General features: G+C 66.2%; 15 protein-coding genes and 1 tRNA gene. 13 read left to right on the top strand and 3 right to left on the bottom strand.

Annotation, left to right across the window (positions count from 1 at the left end; translation table 11 throughout):
• Positions 1–65: 65 nt before the first annotated feature.
• A complete protein-coding gene (dtd, locus tag LVB87_RS03830) occupies positions 66–506 on the top strand; it encodes a D-aminoacyl-tRNA deacylase (protein WP_232899594.1) in 441 nt (146 codons plus the stop codon).
• 83 nt (positions 507–589) lie between these two features.
• Entirely contained in the window at positions 590–2,443 is a 1,854-nt protein-coding gene (rpoD, locus tag LVB87_RS03825) for an RNA polymerase sigma factor RpoD (RefSeq protein ID WP_232899593.1), read from the top strand.
• Positions 2,444–2,496: 53 nt separating this feature from the next.
• Here rpoD and LVB87_RS15645 read toward each other — a convergent pair whose 3' ends face one another.
• Complete coding sequence (locus tag LVB87_RS15645) at positions 2,497–2,628, bottom strand: hypothetical protein (RefSeq protein WP_255697027.1); 132 nt, start codon at positions 2,626–2,628, stop codon at positions 2,497–2,499.
• A 121-nt stretch (positions 2,629–2,749) separates the two neighbouring features.
• Between LVB87_RS15645 and LVB87_RS03820 the strand changes: the two genes are divergently transcribed.
• On the top strand, positions 2,750–3,319 hold the full coding sequence (locus LVB87_RS03820; RefSeq protein ID WP_232899592.1) for an RNA-binding protein: 570 nt from the start codon (positions 2,750–2,752) through the stop codon (positions 3,317–3,319).
• A 44-nt stretch (positions 3,320–3,363) separates the two neighbouring features.
• On the opposite strand, the gene LVB87_RS03815 is transcribed toward LVB87_RS03820, so the two are convergent.
• Positions 3,364–3,783, bottom strand: a complete 420-nt coding sequence (locus LVB87_RS03815) for a hypothetical protein (RefSeq protein ID WP_232899591.1) — start codon at positions 3,781–3,783, stop codon at positions 3,364–3,366.
• 89 nt (positions 3,784–3,872) lie between these two features.
• Here LVB87_RS03815 and LVB87_RS03810 point away from each other — a divergent pair.
• From LVB87_RS03810 to LVB87_RS03795, 4 genes are all read left to right on the top strand, one after another.
• A tRNA-Ile gene (locus LVB87_RS03810) sits at positions 3,873–3,945 on the top strand.
• Positions 3,946–3,963: 18 nt separating this feature from the next.
• Positions 3,964–4,356, top strand: a complete 393-nt coding sequence (locus tag LVB87_RS03805) for a DUF1801 domain-containing protein (protein ID WP_232899590.1) — start codon at positions 3,964–3,966, stop codon at positions 4,354–4,356.
• Entirely contained in the window at positions 4,353–4,679 is a 327-nt protein-coding gene (locus tag LVB87_RS03800; protein ID WP_232899589.1) for a low molecular weight protein tyrosine phosphatase family protein, read from the top strand. The genes LVB87_RS03805 and LVB87_RS03800 overlap by 4 nt, the downstream gene beginning before the upstream one ends.
• A gap of 3 nt (positions 4,680–4,682) precedes the next feature.
• Positions 4,683–5,426: a hypothetical protein gene (locus tag LVB87_RS03795; RefSeq protein ID WP_232899588.1), complete on the top strand. Its 744-nt coding sequence runs from the start codon at positions 4,683–4,685 to the stop codon at positions 5,424–5,426.
• A gap of 10 nt (positions 5,427–5,436) precedes the next feature.
• Here the strand turns inward: LVB87_RS03795 and LVB87_RS03790 are convergent, their stop codons facing one another.
• The gene (locus LVB87_RS03790; RefSeq protein ID WP_232899587.1) at positions 5,437–6,087 is read right to left on the bottom strand and encodes an XRE family transcriptional regulator; all 651 of its coding nucleotides are present in this window, start codon (positions 6,085–6,087) and stop codon (positions 5,437–5,439) included.
• A 202-nt stretch (positions 6,088–6,289) separates the two neighbouring features.
• On the opposite strand from LVB87_RS03790, the gene LVB87_RS03785 reads away from it, so the two are divergent.
• From LVB87_RS03785 to LVB87_RS03760, 6 genes are all read left to right on the top strand, one after another.
• Positions 6,290–8,317 carry a serine hydrolase domain-containing protein gene (locus LVB87_RS03785; protein WP_232899586.1) on the top strand — a complete coding sequence of 676 codons (2,028 nt, stop codon included), beginning with the start codon at positions 6,290–6,292 and terminating at the stop codon, positions 8,315–8,317.
• A gap of 63 nt (positions 8,318–8,380) precedes the next feature.
• On the top strand, positions 8,381–9,397 hold the full coding sequence (locus tag LVB87_RS03780) for a dipeptide epimerase (protein WP_232899585.1): 1,017 nt from the start codon (positions 8,381–8,383) through the stop codon (positions 9,395–9,397).
• Positions 9,394–10,737 carry a peptide MFS transporter gene (locus LVB87_RS03775; RefSeq protein ID WP_232899584.1) on the top strand — a complete coding sequence of 448 codons (1,344 nt, stop codon included), beginning with the start codon at positions 9,394–9,396 and terminating at the stop codon, positions 10,735–10,737. The genes LVB87_RS03780 and LVB87_RS03775 overlap by 4 nt, the downstream gene beginning before the upstream one ends.
• Positions 10,738–10,821: 84 nt before the next feature.
• Positions 10,822–13,224 carry a TonB-dependent receptor gene (locus tag LVB87_RS03770; protein WP_232899583.1) on the top strand — a complete coding sequence of 801 codons (2,403 nt, stop codon included), beginning with the start codon at positions 10,822–10,824 and terminating at the stop codon, positions 13,222–13,224.
• A gap of 78 nt (positions 13,225–13,302) precedes the next feature.
• A complete protein-coding gene (locus LVB87_RS03765) occupies positions 13,303–14,319 on the top strand; it encodes a DUF1611 domain-containing protein (RefSeq protein WP_232899582.1) in 1,017 nt (338 codons plus the stop codon).
• Positions 14,316–15,428 carry a hypothetical protein gene (locus LVB87_RS03760; RefSeq protein ID WP_232899581.1) on the top strand — a complete coding sequence of 371 codons (1,113 nt, stop codon included), beginning with the start codon at positions 14,316–14,318 and terminating at the stop codon, positions 15,426–15,428. Before LVB87_RS03765 ends, LVB87_RS03760 begins: the two co-directional genes overlap by 4 nt.
• Positions 15,429–15,439 lie beyond the last annotated feature (11 nt).

Genomic DNA, 15,439 nt, shown 5'->3' with positions numbered 1-15,439 from the left:
GTTTACGTGTTGCGAAAAGGCGGTCGCGGCCTGATAGCGTGGCGCACCCGGCCGCGGAGCCCTGCATGCTCGCCCTGATCCAGCGCGTCACCCAAGCCAGCGTCGAGGTCGACGGGGCCATCGTCGGCGCCATCGACGCCGGGCTGCTCGCCCTGGTCGGCATGGAACCGGGGGACACCGACGCGCAAATCGCGCGCTTGGCCGACCGGGTGCTCGGCTACCGTGTGTTCGAGGACGGGGAGGGCCGGATGAATCTGTCGCTCAAGGACACCGGGGGCGGGTTGCTGCTCGTCAGCCAGTTCACGCTCGCGGCCGACACTCGCTCGGGCATGCGGGCCAGCTTCACCAGTGCCGCATCCCCCGCGGAGGCTGAACCCGGATTCAACAAACTGGTCGATATCTGCCGGCAACGTCATGCGGGAAGGGTGGAAACCGGCCGGTTCCGGGCACATATGTCCGTTCGTCTGGTCAATGACGGGCCAGTCACGTTCCTCCTCCGCCCCTGACCCCCATCATCGGCGGGCAGATCATCATCCCCAGCGCTGTATAATGCTGGGTTCTCTCAGACCCTCATACGGTGGCGCAAAAGATGGCCAACGAACGCCAGGCCCCCCAGTCCGATATCAAGCAGTTGATCAGCAAGGGCCTGGAACAGGGTTACCTGACCTACGCCGAAGTCAACGATCACCTGCCTGACGACGTCGTCGATCCCGAACAGATCGAAGACATCATCGGCATGATCAACGGCATGGGCATCGAGGTGCACGAAGTTGCGCCGGATGCCGAAACCCTGCTGCTCGCCGGTGCGAGCGGCGGCGGTCGCGAAGTCGACGACACCGCGGCCGAAGAAGCCGCCGCTGCGCTGACCGCGCTCGACTCCGAAGGCGGCCGCACGACCGACCCGGTGCGCATGTACATGCGCGAGATGGGCACGGTCGAACTGCTCACGCGCGAAGGCGAGATCGCCATCGCCAAGCGCATCGAGGAAGGCCTCAACCAGATGCTCTCGGCACTGGCGAGCTTCCCGTGGTCGATCCAGCTGCTGCTGGAGGAATACGACCTGCACAAGGCGGGCAAGAAGCGCCTGGCGGAAATCGTCGCCGGCTTCAACGACGTCGAAGAACCGGCCGAGGAGATCCCGGTCGCCGAAATCGACGAGAACGCCGCCGAAGCCGAGGAAGAAGAGGAAGAAGCCGCCGACGGCGCCACCGAGGAAGCCGCGCCCACGGGCCCGGATCCGCTCGAAGTGGCCCGCCGCATGGAAAACCTGGGCAGCCTCTACCAGAAGTTCCAGAAGTCCTACGCCAAGAACGGCGCGAGCGCGAAGCCCGTGGCCAAGCTCCGCGAGGAGATGGCCGAGGTCTTCATGACCCTCAAGCTGCCGCTCCCGCTGACCGACACGCTGGTGCGCAAGCTGCGCGACGTCGTGGGCGAGATCAAGGACCACGAGCGCCGCATCCTCGACCTCGCCACGCGCGTGGCGCGCATGCCGCGCAAGGATTTCCTGCGCGCGTGGGAAGGCAACCAGACCAACCTCGGTTGGGTCGACGACGTCCTCAAGCGCAAGCAGAAGTGGTCTTCGGGCCTGCGCGACGTGAAGGACCAGATCGTCGCCGAGCAGGAAGCCACCATCGCGGTGGAGCAGGCGCTGTACCTCACGCTGGCCGACATCAAGGACATCAGCCGCGCCATGGCCTATGGCGAGGCGAAGGCGCGCAAGGCGAAGAAGGAAATGGTCGAGGCCAACCTGCGCCTCGTGATCTCCATCGCCAAGAAGTACACCAACCGCGGCCTGCAGTTCCTCGACCTGATCCAGGAAGGCAACATCGGCCTGATGAAGGCGGTGGACAAGTTCGAATACCGCCGTGGTTACAAGTTCTCCACGTATGCCACCTGGTGGATCCGCCAGGCCATCACGCGTTCGATCGCCGACCAGGCGCGCACCATCCGCATCCCGGTGCACATGATCGAGACGATCAACAAGCTCAACCGCATTTCCCGCCAGATGCTCCAGCAGTTCGGCCGCGAGGCCACGCCGGAAGAACTGGCCAAGGAAATGGACATGCCGGAAGACAAGATCCGGAAGGTGATGAAGATCGCCAAGGAACCGATCTCGATGGAGACGCCGATCGGCGACGACGAGGATTCGCACCTCGGCGATTTCATCGAGGACACGAACGTCGAGTCCCCGATCGAGTCCACGACCAACATCAACCTGTCGGAAACCGTCCGCGACGTCCTCGCCGGCCTCACGCCGCGCGAAGCGAAGGTGTTGCGCATGCGCTTCGGCATCGACATGAACACCGACCACACCCTCGAGGAAGTCGGCAAGCAGTTCGACGTCACCCGCGAGCGCATCCGCCAGATCGAAGCGAAGGCGCTGCGCAAGCTGCGCCATCCGAGCCGCAGCGAGCAGCTGCGCTCGTTCCTCGACATCGACTGACGGAACGAAGCAACACGAAAAAAAGCCCCGCGATCGCGGGGCTTTTTTTTGTCTTAGATCCCGAACGCCCGGGCGACCTGGGCCGGCGCGGCAGGTTGCGTGGCGGTGGGGCCGTGGGCGATCACCCAAGTGGCGACCAACGCGGCGAACACGGCGGCGACGAGGACGAGATGGCGCACTTTCATGGCGAGGCTCCGATGGACCAAAGGGGCTTGGTACGCGTGCAGATTGCGCCGGGCCTCGGCCGGGCTCCCTGATCTGGGTCAAGCACGGGGCTTTTCCCGCGCGGGCGCCTACACTGCCCGCATGCAGGATCCCGCGCGCCCCCCAGCCGACGAACCGGCCACCATCGTGTTGCACAAGCCCGTCGGTTTCGACGCGATCTCGGGCAGCAAGCCGGCCCGGTCCCTCGTCACGCCCGACGCGCGCTGGGAGGGCGACACCTCGGGCATCGAATCGATCGACCGTCACTTCGTGCGCCTGACGCCGCTCGTCCCGCTTGACCGCGAAGACAGCGGCATGATGGTGCTGACGCAGGACGGCCGTGCGTGGCGTCGCCTCACCGAAGACGCCGACAGCATCGAGCACGAGTACATCGTCGAAGTGTCCGGCGAGATGGGCCCGTGGGGCCTGCAGCGCCTCAACCATGGCCTGCAGTATCGCGGCCGCGAGATCCCGCCCTGCAAGGTGAGCTGGCAGAACGAGATCCGCCTCCGCTTCGCGATCAAGGGCGCGCAGCCGGGACAACTGCGCGACATGTGCGCGCAGGTGGGCCTGGGCGTGGTCGCGATCCGGCGCATTCGCATCGGCCGCGAATCGCTGGGGAAGATGCCGGTGGGGAGCTGGCGTTACTTTCCGGTGGGCGCGAAGTTCTAGGCAACAAAAAAGCCCCGCTTGCGCGGGGCTTCGACGCGGCGGCTTCAGCCCTGCATGACGGCCGGCGTTTCCGACTTGAAGCGGTGGTACGCGAACGTTCCGCGCACGCCGGAGATGAACATCAACAGGAGCAGGATGCCCATGATGGCGCCCGACTTCGCTGCGTCCGTCATGGCGATCTGGTATCCCTTTTCAACGATCCAGAGCGCGAGCCCGGCCACCGCGAATCCACGCGAGTGGCGGCGAATGCGCCAGCCGATCACGGCGAACATGACCGCGTCCACGTACGCATACGGGCCGATGCCGCCGATCTCCTCGCCGGCGTACACGACGATCGTCGTGAACACGACCGTGATGGCGGCGACCGCGAAGGCCGCCCACGACCCCAGCCTCTCTGCGTTGATGGCCGATTCCAGATCGTCGATCTTCGGCCAGAACACGTTCGATTTCTCTTTGCTTTCCACGAACACCCTCCCCGGCGAACAAGCTGCATGGTAAGCAATTCCGCGGCCGCCCTTCGAGCCCGGCGGCTTGAGTACACTGCGCGCGCAACGGGCCTATAGCTCAATGGTTAGAGCAGAGGACTCATAATCCTTTGGTTCCAGGTTCGAGTCCTGGTGGGCCCATGCCTTCGAGGTGCGCGCATGGCGATGAAGAAAGCAGTTCCAGCCGAATCCCCCGACGCCTACGTCGCCGCCCTCGACGGCTGGCGCAAGACCCTCGTCGAATTCCTCCGCAAAGCCACGCGCTCCGCCGGCGCGACGGACGAACGCATCAAGTGGGGCCACCTGGTCTACTTCAGCAACGGCCCGGTGCTGCTGATCCGCGCCGAAGACCATCGCGTGCTGTTCGGTTTCTGGCGCGGCAAGCGCTTGCGCGAACTCGACGCGCGACTGAAGGGCAACGGCAAGTACGAACTGGCGACGATCGAGCTCAGGGAGTCGGACAAGATCAGCGCCGCGTTGGCGAAGCGACTGGTCGCATCGGCGATCGAACTCAATCGGTCGCTCGGCGATCCCACGGCGAAATCCGCTTGAAGCACGTCCTGTTCCTCTGCAGCCGCAACCGCCTGCGCAGCCCGACGGCCGAACAGGTGTTCGCCGATTGGCCCGGAATCGAAACCGCGTCCGCGGGCGTCGACCACGATGCGGACAATCCGCTGACGCCCGAACTGCTGGCGTGGGCGGACCTGGTCTTCGTCATGGAAGACATGCATCGCACGAAGCTGTCGACGCGCTTCCGCGCGCATCTGCGCAACGCGCGCGTGGTGTGCCTGGACATCCCGGACGACTACGACTACATGGATCCGACGCTGGTGCGCCTGCTGCAAACCAAAGTGCCGAAGCACCTCTCGCGCTGACGCATGGATCGCCGCATCGTCATCGCCGCCCTCCTGTGTGCCTCGGCGTGGACACAGCACGCGCACGCGCAGGCCGGCCCGCCGATGATCACCAACGATCCGGACACGCCGGGCCCCGGCACCTGGGAAATCAACACGGCCATCACCGGCGGGCGCACGCACGACGCATGGGCGATCGCCGCGCCGGACCTCGACGTCAACCTCGGCGTCGGCGAACACGTGCAGCTCTCGGTGCAGGGCGCCTGGGAACACGCGCGTGCCGACGCAGGCCCGTGGCAATCGGGGTGGGGCGATGTCGAACTCGCCGCGCGCTGGCGCTTCCTCGACGACGACACGGACGGCATTGCGATGGCGATCCAGCCGATGTGGGTCAAAGGCTGGTCGGCATCCGCACGTCGGCGCGGACTCGCTTCCGAACACGCGGAGTACGCGCTCCCGCTGCAGGTCGCGCACGATTTCGGTGGCCTCTCGGGCGGCGTGGAAGTCGCCCGCCACTTCGTCTCTTCCGAGCCCGACGCATGGCAGCTGGGCGCATTCGTCGAGCACGACTGCTTCGCAGCCTCGGAATGCCTGGGCGAAATCGTGTCGGAGCGCACCGACGGCGACAGCACGCGCACCACCTTGAACATCGGCGGACGCACGCCGCTCACGCCCACGCTGAAGCTGCTCGCATCGATCGGCAGCGACGTGACGGGCACGGACCGGCAACGGCTCGTGTTCTACCTCGGCGTGCAGTACGTCCGCTGACGCGGCGCGATCACTTCACGGCGACGAGCTTCGCGCCTTCGTCGTGGATGTGCAGCAGCGATTCCATCAGCTGTTCGTCCGCGCTCGAGCACACGCCGAGCAACAGGACTTCCTCGCAGCCTTCCGCGGCGATGTACGCGTGGCCCATGTTGGAATCGATGTACACCGACTCGCCGGCCTCGAGCACGATGGGATCGTAGAACTCGGTGTGCACTTCCGCGCGGCCTTCGAGCACGTGGATGTATTCCTCGCCCGAATGGCGCACCAGTTCGCCGAACTCCTCGATCGTCTTGGCGCGCACGCGCGTGAGCACCGGGATCATGCGCTTGCGGCGCAATTCGGGGCACAGATAGAAGTAGTCGTAGTTCGGCGTGGTCACGCGCACCGCGTCGTCGATCTTGCCGATGCTGCGGCGGGCGGTGACCGCCGGCTCCGGCGCGCTCTGGTCGTTCTCGGCGAACAGCTCCGACATGCGGATGTTCAGCCGCTGGCTGATCAGCAGCAGCTTGTCGTAGGTGAGGCTGAGCCGGTCGTTCTCCACCTTGGAGAGCGTGGACAGGGGAATCCCGCAGCGTTGGCTCATTTCCTTGAGCGTCCAGTCGTTCCGGGTGCGCAGCGCCCGGAGGAGGCTGCCGATGGTCGGGTGCTGCTGCGGTGTCATGCCGTTTCGATGCTCCAAGGGAACCTGGGACCCGCGCCTTCCCCCTCATCTTGGGGGTGGTCGGGACGGATCGCCAAGTCCAGATTTTAGGTGATAGTGACCAAAGTAGGTTGACAATTTTCCGATCAGGCTCTTTATTCTCATAAACGGTCGCATGGCGCGGGGGCGCCACGTCCAGTTGTCACCCTTGGGAGGGGAAGCAATGCCATTGTTCAAACGAGGTCCGCTGTTCACCGCACTCCTGGCACTGGGGCTCACCTTGCCCGTCGCCTACGCGCAGCAGCCGGCCGCCGAAGTGCACCCCGCCGCGCAGGCGCTGGCGCCCGCGACGTCCGCTGCACCGCCGCCGCCGGATGCGATGCCCGGCCCGACCGACCGCCTGACGGCACCGGACCTGGAAGCCTGGCTCGACGGCTTCATGCCTTACGCCCTGGAACAGACCGACGTCGCCGGTTCCGTCGTCGTCGTCGTGAAGGACGGCAAGGTGCTGCTCGAAAAGGGCTACGGCTTCTCCGACCTGGAAAAGCGCACGCCGGTCGATCCTGAAAAGACCCTGTTCCGCCCGGGTTCGATCTCCAAGCTGTTCACCTGGACCGCGGTGATGCAGCTCGTCGAGGAAGGCAAGCTCAACCTCGACGAAGACGTGAACAAGTACCTCGACTTCACGATCCCGCCGTACGAAGGCAAGCCCGTCACGCTGCGCAACATCATGACCCACACCTCGGGTATGGAAGAGGCGGTGCGTGGCCTGATCGCCGAGAAGGAAAGCGCGATCCTGCCGCTCGACGCCACGCTCAAGCACTGGGTGCCCGAGCGCGTGTATGCACCGGGCACCACGCCGGCCTACTCGAACTACGCCACCGCCGTTGCCGGTTACATCGTGCAGCGCGTGTCGGGCCAGCCGTTCGACCAGTACATCGACCAGCACATCTTCCAGCCGCTCGGCATGGAGCACTCCAGCTTCAGCCAGCCGCTGCGCAAGGACCTGGTGCCGATGGTGTCGAAGGGCTACAAGTCCGCGTCCGACGGCAAGGCACAGGGTTACGAGTACATCAACCTTGCACCGGCCGGCAGCCTCGCTTCGACGGGCTCGGACATGGGCAAGTTCATGATCGCCCACCTGGCCAACGGCGCGTTCGGCGACAAGCGCATCCTGCGCGAAGACACCGCGCGTGAAATGCACGGCACCTCGTCGAAGTCGATCGGCCCGCTCAACGGCATGGAGCTCGGCTTCTACGAAACCACCGCGAACGGCCACAAGGCGATCGCGCATGGTGGCGACACCGTGTACTTCCACAGCGACCTGCAGCTGTTCCTCGACGACGGCATCGGCATCTATGTGTCGACGAACAGTTCCGGCAAGGACGGCAGCGCCCGCCTGATCCGCGACGGCCTGGTCACCGGTTTCGTCAATCGCTACCTGCCCGGCCCGGTGCCGACCGGCACCGGCGTCGACGCCGCGACCGCGAAGCAGCATGCCGCGCAGATCGCCGGTTCCTACGCCAGCAGCCGCCGCGCCGCGTCCAACTTCATGTCGCTGGTCTACGCGCTCGGCTCGACCAAGGTGATCGCGAACGAAGACGGCACCATCAGCGTGCCGATGCTCGCCGGCTACAGCGGTGCGCCGAAGAAGTGGCGCGAAATCAGCCCGTACGTGTGGCAGGACACCAACAGCGGCGATCGCCTGGCCGCCGACGTCGTCGACGGCAAGGTCACGCGCTTCAGCGCCGAACCGCTCGCCGCGATCATGGTGTTCCAGCGCGATGCGCTGTGGCAGACGCCGCTCGTGTTCGGCACGATGCTGTTCGGCAGCCTCGTCGCGCTGCTGCTGACCGTGCTGGCCTGGCCGGTCTCGGCGATGGTGCGCCGCCACTACGGCGTGCGTTACGCGCTCACCGGTGCCGATGCGAAGTCGCATCGCCGCATCCGCCTCGCCTCGCTGCTCGTGTTCCTGTCGATGGCAGGCATCATCGGCATGGTGCTGGCGATGATGTCCGACCTGGACATGATGGGCCCGAGCTTCGACAAGTGGGTGATCCTGGCCCGCGGCTTCGCCAGCATCGTGTTGCCGATCGGTGCGCTGGTCTCGCTGTGGAATGCCTGGACCGTGCTGCGCAGTGGCCGCTCGTGGTGGGCCAAGCTGTGGAGCATCGTGCTCGTCGCCGCGTTCCTGTCGCTGCTGTTCATCGGGTTCGCCAACCACGTCGTGGGCTTCTCCGCGAACTACTGATCCATCCCTCCGCGCGGCGGCGCAATGCCGCCGCCGCGCGCGAGCTACCGGGAATTCCTCCAAGTGATCCAGACCCACCGAGTCGAACTCGCGGTGCGGAATGAGCTGCTGCGCCTTTCCGCTCCGTTCCGCATCTCCGGCCACGTGTTCGAAGTCTCACCCGTCACGCTGGTCACGCTCCGCAATGGCCTGTGCGTGGGCCGCGGCGAAGCCGCCGGCGTGTACTACAACCGCGATGCGCCCGACGACATGCTGCGCACCATCGAAGGCCTGCGCGAACGCATCGAAGCTGGCGTGAGCCGCGAAGAATTGCGCGGGATCCTGCCGCCCGGCGGCGCTCGCAACGCGATCGACTGCGCGTTGTGGGAAATCGAAGCGCGCCTGGCCGGCGTGCCCGCGTGGCAGCTGGCCGACATGCAGAAGCCGCATCCGCTGCTGACCACGTTCACTGTCGGCGCCGACGAGCCCTGGGTCATGGCGCAGAAGGCGCGCGACTACACCCATGCACGCGCGATCAAGCTCAAGCTCACCGGCGAAGCCGACCTCGACATCGCACGCCTGCACGCGGTGCGCGAAATGCGGCCCGACGTGTGGATCGGCGTGGACGCCAACCAGGGCTACGTGCCCGACACGTTGGCGAAGCTGCTGCCGGCGCTCGTCGAGAACAACGTGTCCTTGCTCGAGCAACCGTGCCGCCGCGGCTTCGAGTCCGATCTCGACGGCGTGGACCACGTCGTGCCGATCGCGGCCGACGAAAGCATCCTGCACCTGGAAGAACTCGAAGAACGCGCGCACTGGTTCGACGTCGTCAACATCAAGCTCGACAAGTGCGGCGGCCTCACCGAAGGCCTGATGATGGCCAAGCGCGCGCGCGAACTCGGCAAGCGCGTGATGGTCGGCAACATGGTCGGCACGAGCCTGGCGATGGCGCCGGCGTTCATCCTCGGCCAGTTCTGCGACATCGTGGACCTCGACGGCCCGGTGTTCCTGGAGAAGGACCGCACGCCGGGCGTCGTGTACGCCGACGGCCATGTCGACTGCCCGCCGAACGTGTGGGGCTCGCCGGACGTGGACGCGTGAACGTGCTCGCCGCACCACGCGCGCTCGCGGGGTCCTGGCTGAAGCAACCGCCGGGCCTGGCGATCCTGTTCCTGACGCAGATGTGGGAGATCTTCTCCTACTACGGCATGCGCACGCTGCTCGTCTATTACATGACGAAGCAGCTGCACTTCGGGCAGCAGCACGCGTCGCTGGTCTACGGCGTGTACATCGCGACGTTCTACTTCACGCCGATCCTGGGTGGCGTGGTCTCCGACCGTTGGCTGGGGCGCAAGCGCTCGGTGATCATCGGCGCGGCGATCATGTCCTTCGGCCATTTCCTGATGGCCTCCGAATCGCTGCTGTATTTCGCGCTCGCGGCGATCGCGCTGGGCAACGGCCTGTTCCTGCCCAGCCTGCCCAGCCAGATCGACGACCTGTACGCGAAGGACGATCCGCGCCGCGGCTCGGCGTACAACTTCTACTACGTGGGCATCAACGTCGGCGGCCTGCTCGCGCCGCTGGTGTGCGGCACGCTCGGCGAGTTGTACGGCTGGCACTGGGGTTTCGGCGCCGCGGGTGTCGGCATGCTCGCGGGCCTTGCGATCTACACGCTCGGCGCGCGCTGGTTGCCGCCGGAGCGCCCGCGCGTGCGCGACGTGGTGCCCGATGCGACGCCGGCCTTGCCGCGCGCCGCGATGCGGCAACGCGTGCTCACGCTGTTCGCGATCTTCCTGTGCGTCACCGTGTTCCGCGGTGCCTACGAACAGACCGGCAACACGATCGCGCTGTGGGCGGACGTCGGCCTGGATCGCACGCTCGGCAGCTTCACGATCCCGATGACGTGGTTCCAGTCGCTCAATCCGTTGCTCGTCATCTTCCTCACGCCCTTGCTCGTCGCGCTCTGGACGAAGCAGGCCGGTCGGGGTCGCGAGATGTCGCCTGCGAAGAAGATGTCGATGGGCGCGTTCACCGTCGCCGCCGCGTTCCTGATGCTCGCCTTCGTCGACGCGACGTCGAATGCCACCGGTGGCACGGGCCACGCGCACTGGTTGTGGCTCGCGCTGTTCTTCCTGGTGTTCACCATCGGCGAACTGTTCGTGCTGCCCATCGGGCTCAGCCTGTTCGCACGCCTGGCGCCCGCGCGCCACGCCGCGACCACGATCGCCGCCTGGTACTTGGCGTCCTTCAGCGGAAACCTGTTCGCCGGCGCGCTCGGCACCTTGTGGAGCGCGATGGGCCACGCGGCGTTCTTTGGTGCCATGGGAGGCGTGGCGGTCGTCGCCGGCACGCTGCTGCGCCTGGTCGACCCGGCGGTGGCACGCGCGGAGGCACCTGCCGACGGTGTGCGACCCGACGACTGGCAAGAGAAACAAGCCTGAAATGGATTGACAATTTTCCGATCAGGATGTTTCTATCCTGACGGGGATACCTAAATCGACCGCAATACCTTTGGGGAGAGGGGAATGCACAAGCACCACAAGCGCGAACAGTCGCCGGCCGTCCGTCGTCGTTCGCTGTCCACTGCGATCGCTTTCACGCTGGCGCTGGGCATGGCCGGATCCGCGCTGGCGCAGGAGGTCGCACCGGCCGCCGCCGCCGACGGTCCCGCCGCAGCGGACCCGGCAAAGAAGGCGCAGGAGCTCGACACGGTCACCGTCACCGCGAACAAGCGCGAAGAGAACATCCGCGAAGTCGCCGTGGCGATCACCAAGATCAGCGACCAGCAGCTGGAGAACATCAACGCCACGCAGATGACCGACTACGCGAACTACGTGCCGGGCCTGGCGATCCAGTCGTCGGGCACGCCCGGCCAGGTGCAGGTCTCCATGCGCGGTATCGCGGCGCTCTCGCCCGGATCGACGGTGGGCACCTACGTCGATGAAACGCCGGTCGGTTCCAACAGCCTGTACCAGCAGGCGACGCTGTACCAGCTCGACCTGCTGCCCTACGACGTGGAAAGCATCGAAGTGCTGCGCGGCCCGCAGGGCACGCTGTACGGCGCCGGCGCGATGGGCGGCCTGATCAAGTACACGATGAAGAAGCCCGACCCGACGCAGGCCGAATACCGCATCGGTGGCGGCTACTCGAGCACCGACAGCGCAAACGGTTGGGGCAACAGCTACCGCCTCGGCGCCAACGTGCCGCTGAAGCAGGACGTGCTCGCCCTGCGTGCCAGCTACGCCCGCAACAAGATCGCCGGCTACATCGACAACCTGTACGACGGTCGCGAGGACATCAACAACGGCGACCAGACCAGCGCGCGTGCATCGCTGCGTTGGCAGGGTGAATCGGCCGACGTGACGTTCACCGCCATGCAGCAGAAGATCGACAGCGACAACAATGCGACGGTCGCGCTGGATCCGGTGTCGCACGGCCGCATCGCGGGCCTGAGCAACTACGTCGCGGTCGATGAGGTGTTCAAGAAGGATCTCGACAACTACGCGCTGACCGTGAACTGGGACGCCGGCTTCGCCGACTTCGTCTCGGCGACGAGCTATACCGACACGCACACGCTCACGCGCAGCGACCTGACCTTCTCGTACGGCGAATTCCCGCTGGCGCTCGCGGGCCTCGACCCGCGCCTGCAGGCCGGCAAGGCCTGGCTCGACTACACCCTCGACCTGACGCAGTTCACGCAGGAATTCCGCCTGCAGTCGAAGTCGGGACAGCCCTTCGAATGGCTTGTCGGTGCGTTCTACTCGGACGAGGACGGCAAGAACCACCAGCTGATCCCGCTGACGCAGTTCGACGGTTCGCCGCTGCCGGCCCCGTGGGACGGCCTGATCGGCACGCTGGGTGAACTCTCGATTCCGACCACCTACAAGGAAACGGCCGTCTTCGCGAACGGCGCGTACAAGTTCAACGACTGGTTCAAGCTCGGCGGCGGCCTGCGCTGGTCGCGCAACGACCAGGACTTCTCGCAGGACGTCATCTACGGTTCGTTCATCGGCCTCACGCCCGGCCACAGCCCCAACACCTCGAGCGAAGACGTGGTGACCTGGAGCATCACGCCGCAGTTCCAGATCAACGAGAACATGATGGCGTATGCGAAGGCCTCGACCGGCTACCAGCCGGGCGGCCCGAACATCGTCGCGCCGGGCCTGCCCTCGCAGGTCGATTCCTCCACGCTGACCAGCTACGAGCTCGGCCTGAAGTCCGCGTGGATGGACAACCGCGTCCTGTTCGACCTCGTCGGTTACCAGATCGACTGGAAGGACATCCAGGTCGCCTCGCGGGTCAACGGCATCAGCGGCCTGGTCAACGGCGGCAAGGCCACCAGTCGCGGCCTCGAACTCTCGCTGCAGGTGCGCCCGACCAATGCCCTGACGCTCGGCTTCAACGGCGCCTACAACGACGCGAACATCGACGAAGACTTCCCGACGATCACGGTCAACCCGGCCGGCAACATCCCGGGCCTCGGTGACATCCGCGTCGACGTCAACACCGGCCTGAAGGGCGATCGCATGCCCTACGTGCCGGACCTGACCTGGTCGTTCACCGCCGACTACTACTACCCGGTGGCCAATGGTTGGGGCCTGGACGTCGGCGGCGGCTTCCGCTGGGTCGACGACCGCACCAACGCCACGACCAACCGCCAGGTGATCAGCCTCGTCGATCCGTTCGTGCCGCTGCAGACCGACATCACCGAACCGCTGGTGATCGGCAGCTACAACGTGCTGGATCTGTACGCCTCGTTCTCCAACGAGCACTGGTCGCTGCGCACGTACATCAAGAATGCGACGGACGAGAAGGCGTATTCGACGATGAACGACACGACCAGCGCGATCACGGGCGTGACGCACCACACGTCCGCGACGCCGATCCAGCCGCGCATGTTCGGCTTCGAAGTCGACTATCGCTTCTGATCCAACGCAAGGACCACGGGCGGCGCCAACGCGCCGCCCGTGGGTTCCCTCGCCCCGAATTTCCGGCAGACCCTTTTTATGTACGACGTTTCACTGCCGCACCCCTACCTGCTGTTCCTGGGCGATACCACCGAGCCCGGCTATGCGAAGACCGCGTTCGGCCTTCGCGATTGGGCGCCGCAGCGCTGCACGGGTGAGTTCTCCTGCCCGGGCGCGACCGTCACCACGGGACTGCCTTTCCTGACGCCCGCGCAAGCACACGCCGCAGGCGCGCGTGCGCTGGTGATCGGCGTCGCCAACGCGGGCGGCTTCATCCCGCCTGCCTGGGTCGCCGCGCTGGTCGACGCCATGCACGCAGGCCTGGACCTCATCGGCGGCATGCACATGCGCTTGCGCGACATTCCCGAACTGCGCGATGTCGCCGCACAGCTCGGACGTCGCCTGATCGATGTCCGCGAACCGCCTGCGCGCATTCCGATCGCCACCGGACGCCCGCGCACCGGCCGCCGCCTGCTCACGCTCGGCACCGATTGCGCACTCGGCAAGAAGTACACGGCGCTCGCACTGACGAACGCCTTCCACAAGCGCTCGCACGACGCCACGTTCCGCGCGACGGGACAGACCGGCATCCTCATCGCCGGTGGCGGCATTCCGATGGATGCGGTCGTCGCGGATTTCGCGGCGGGCGCCGCCGAGATCCTCTCGCCCGATGCGGCACCCAGCCATTGGGACATCATCGAAGGGCAGGGCTCGCTGATGCATCCCGCGTACGCAGGCGTCTCGCTCGCCTTGCTGCACGGCAGCCAGCCCGACGTGATCGTGGTGTGCCATGAACCCGGCCGCGAGCGCGTGCTCGGCCATCCGGAGTTCAAGGTGCCCGGCGTGCGCGAAATCATCGAGCTGTCCCTGCGCCTGGGATCGCGCACCAATCCGCGCATCCGCTGCGCGGGGGTGAGCTTCAACACCGCGAAACTGGACGCTGCAGAAGCGGCGCGCGTCATCGCCGCGGAAAGCGAACGCATCGGACTGCCGGTGGCCGATCCGATGCGTGGCGGTGAAGCCTTCGATCGCCTCGTGGACGCGTGCCTCGCATGAGCACGCGCTTCCAACGCTGGATCCTTCCGGGCCTGGCGTTCAAGGCAGCCGTGATCGGTGGCGGATACGCGACCGGGCGCGAGCTCGCCGAGTACTTCATCCCGAGCGGGCCGCAGGGCGGCGTCATGGCGATCCTCGTTGCGATGATCGCCTGGAGCGTATTGTGCGCACTCACGTTCGCGCTCGCGCATGCGACGCGGAGCTTCGACTACCGCAGCTTCTTCGCCACGCTGCTCGGTCCGTTCGCCTTCGTGTTCGAACTCGCCTACCTGGTGTTCATGGTGCTCATCCTCGCGGTGTTCGGCGCCGCGGCGGGGGCGATCGGCGAGGCGGTGTTCGGTTTGCCGAAGCTGGTCGGCACGCTGGCGCTGATGGCTGGCATCGGTGCGTTCACCGCGTACGGCAATCATTCGGTGGAACGCCTGTTCAAGTGGGTGTCGTTCTTCCTCTACGGCGTGTACGTGCTGTTCTTCGTGTTCGTGCTCGCGTCCTTCGGCCACCAGGCCACGACGCAGTTCGCCACGCCCGTGTCCACCGACGGCTGGTTGTCGGGTGGCCTGACCTACGCGGGCTACAACATCGTCGGCGCCGTGATGATCCTGCCGCTGGCACGGCACTTCCTCACGCGCCGCGACGCGGTGGTGGCCGGCGTGCTCGCTGGCCCGCTGGCGATGTTGCCGGGACTGCTGTTCTTCGTGTGCATGGTGGCCTGGTATCCGAGCATCGGCGCGGAAGCGCTGCCGTCGGACTTCATGCTGCGGCAGCTCGACATGCCGGTGTTCCATGTGCTGTTCCAGCTGATGATCTTCAGCGCGCTGCTCGAAAGCGGCACGGCCTGCGTGCATGCGGCGAACGAGCGCGTCGCGGCCGCATGGCGCACGCGGCGCCACGCGGAGCTGTCGAACGTCGCGCGCTTCGCGATCGCCGGCGCACTGCTCGTGGGTTCGATCTTCATCGCGCAGCGCTTCGGCCTGGTCGATCTCATCGCGCGCGGGTATCGCGCGCTCGCCTGGCTGTTCCTGGTGGTTTACGTCCTTCCGCTGCTCACCGTCGGCGCGTGGCGCCTGCGGCAGCACGCGACGCGGCAGCTCGCCGCCTCGCATCCTTGAAATTCCTTGTG

Source organism: Lysobacter sp. KIS68-7 (assembly GCF_021284745.1).
In the GTDB taxonomy this organism is placed as follows: domain Bacteria; phylum Pseudomonadota; class Gammaproteobacteria; order Xanthomonadales; family Xanthomonadaceae; genus Noviluteimonas.
This window is presented reverse-complemented; position numbering and strand designations above follow the sequence as displayed.

Bases quoted from the DNA above. Each gene is read 5' to 3' on its own strand.
- dtd (WP_232899594.1), top strand. From the start codon at position 66: ATGCTCGCCCTGATCCAGCGCGTCACCCAAGCCAGCGTCGAGGTCGAC.
- rpoD (WP_232899593.1), top strand. From the start codon at position 590: ATGGCCAACGAACGCCAGGCCCCCCAGTCCGATATCAAGCAGTTGATC.
- LVB87_RS15645 (WP_255697027.1), bottom strand. From the start codon at position 2,628: ATGAAAGTGCGCCATCTCGTCCTCGTCGCCGCCGTGTTCGCCGCGTTG.
- LVB87_RS03820 (WP_232899592.1), top strand. From the start codon at position 2,750: ATGCAGGATCCCGCGCGCCCCCCAGCCGACGAACCGGCCACCATCGTG.
- LVB87_RS03805 (WP_232899590.1), top strand. From the start codon at position 3,964: ATGGCGATGAAGAAAGCAGTTCCAGCCGAATCCCCCGACGCCTACGTC.
- LVB87_RS03795 (WP_232899588.1), top strand. From the start codon at position 4,683: ATGGATCGCCGCATCGTCATCGCCGCCCTCCTGTGTGCCTCGGCGTGG.
- LVB87_RS03790 (WP_232899587.1), bottom strand. From the start codon at position 6,087: ATGACACCGCAGCAGCACCCGACCATCGGCAGCCTCCTCCGGGCGCTG.
- LVB87_RS03785 (WP_232899586.1), top strand. From the start codon at position 6,290: ATGCCATTGTTCAAACGAGGTCCGCTGTTCACCGCACTCCTGGCACTG.
- LVB87_RS03770 (WP_232899583.1), top strand. From the start codon at position 10,822: ATGCACAAGCACCACAAGCGCGAACAGTCGCCGGCCGTCCGTCGTCGT.
- LVB87_RS03765 (WP_232899582.1), top strand. From the start codon at position 13,303: ATGTACGACGTTTCACTGCCGCACCCCTACCTGCTGTTCCTGGGCGAT.
- LVB87_RS03760 (WP_232899581.1), top strand. From the start codon at position 14,316: ATGAGCACGCGCTTCCAACGCTGGATCCTTCCGGGCCTGGCGTTCAAG.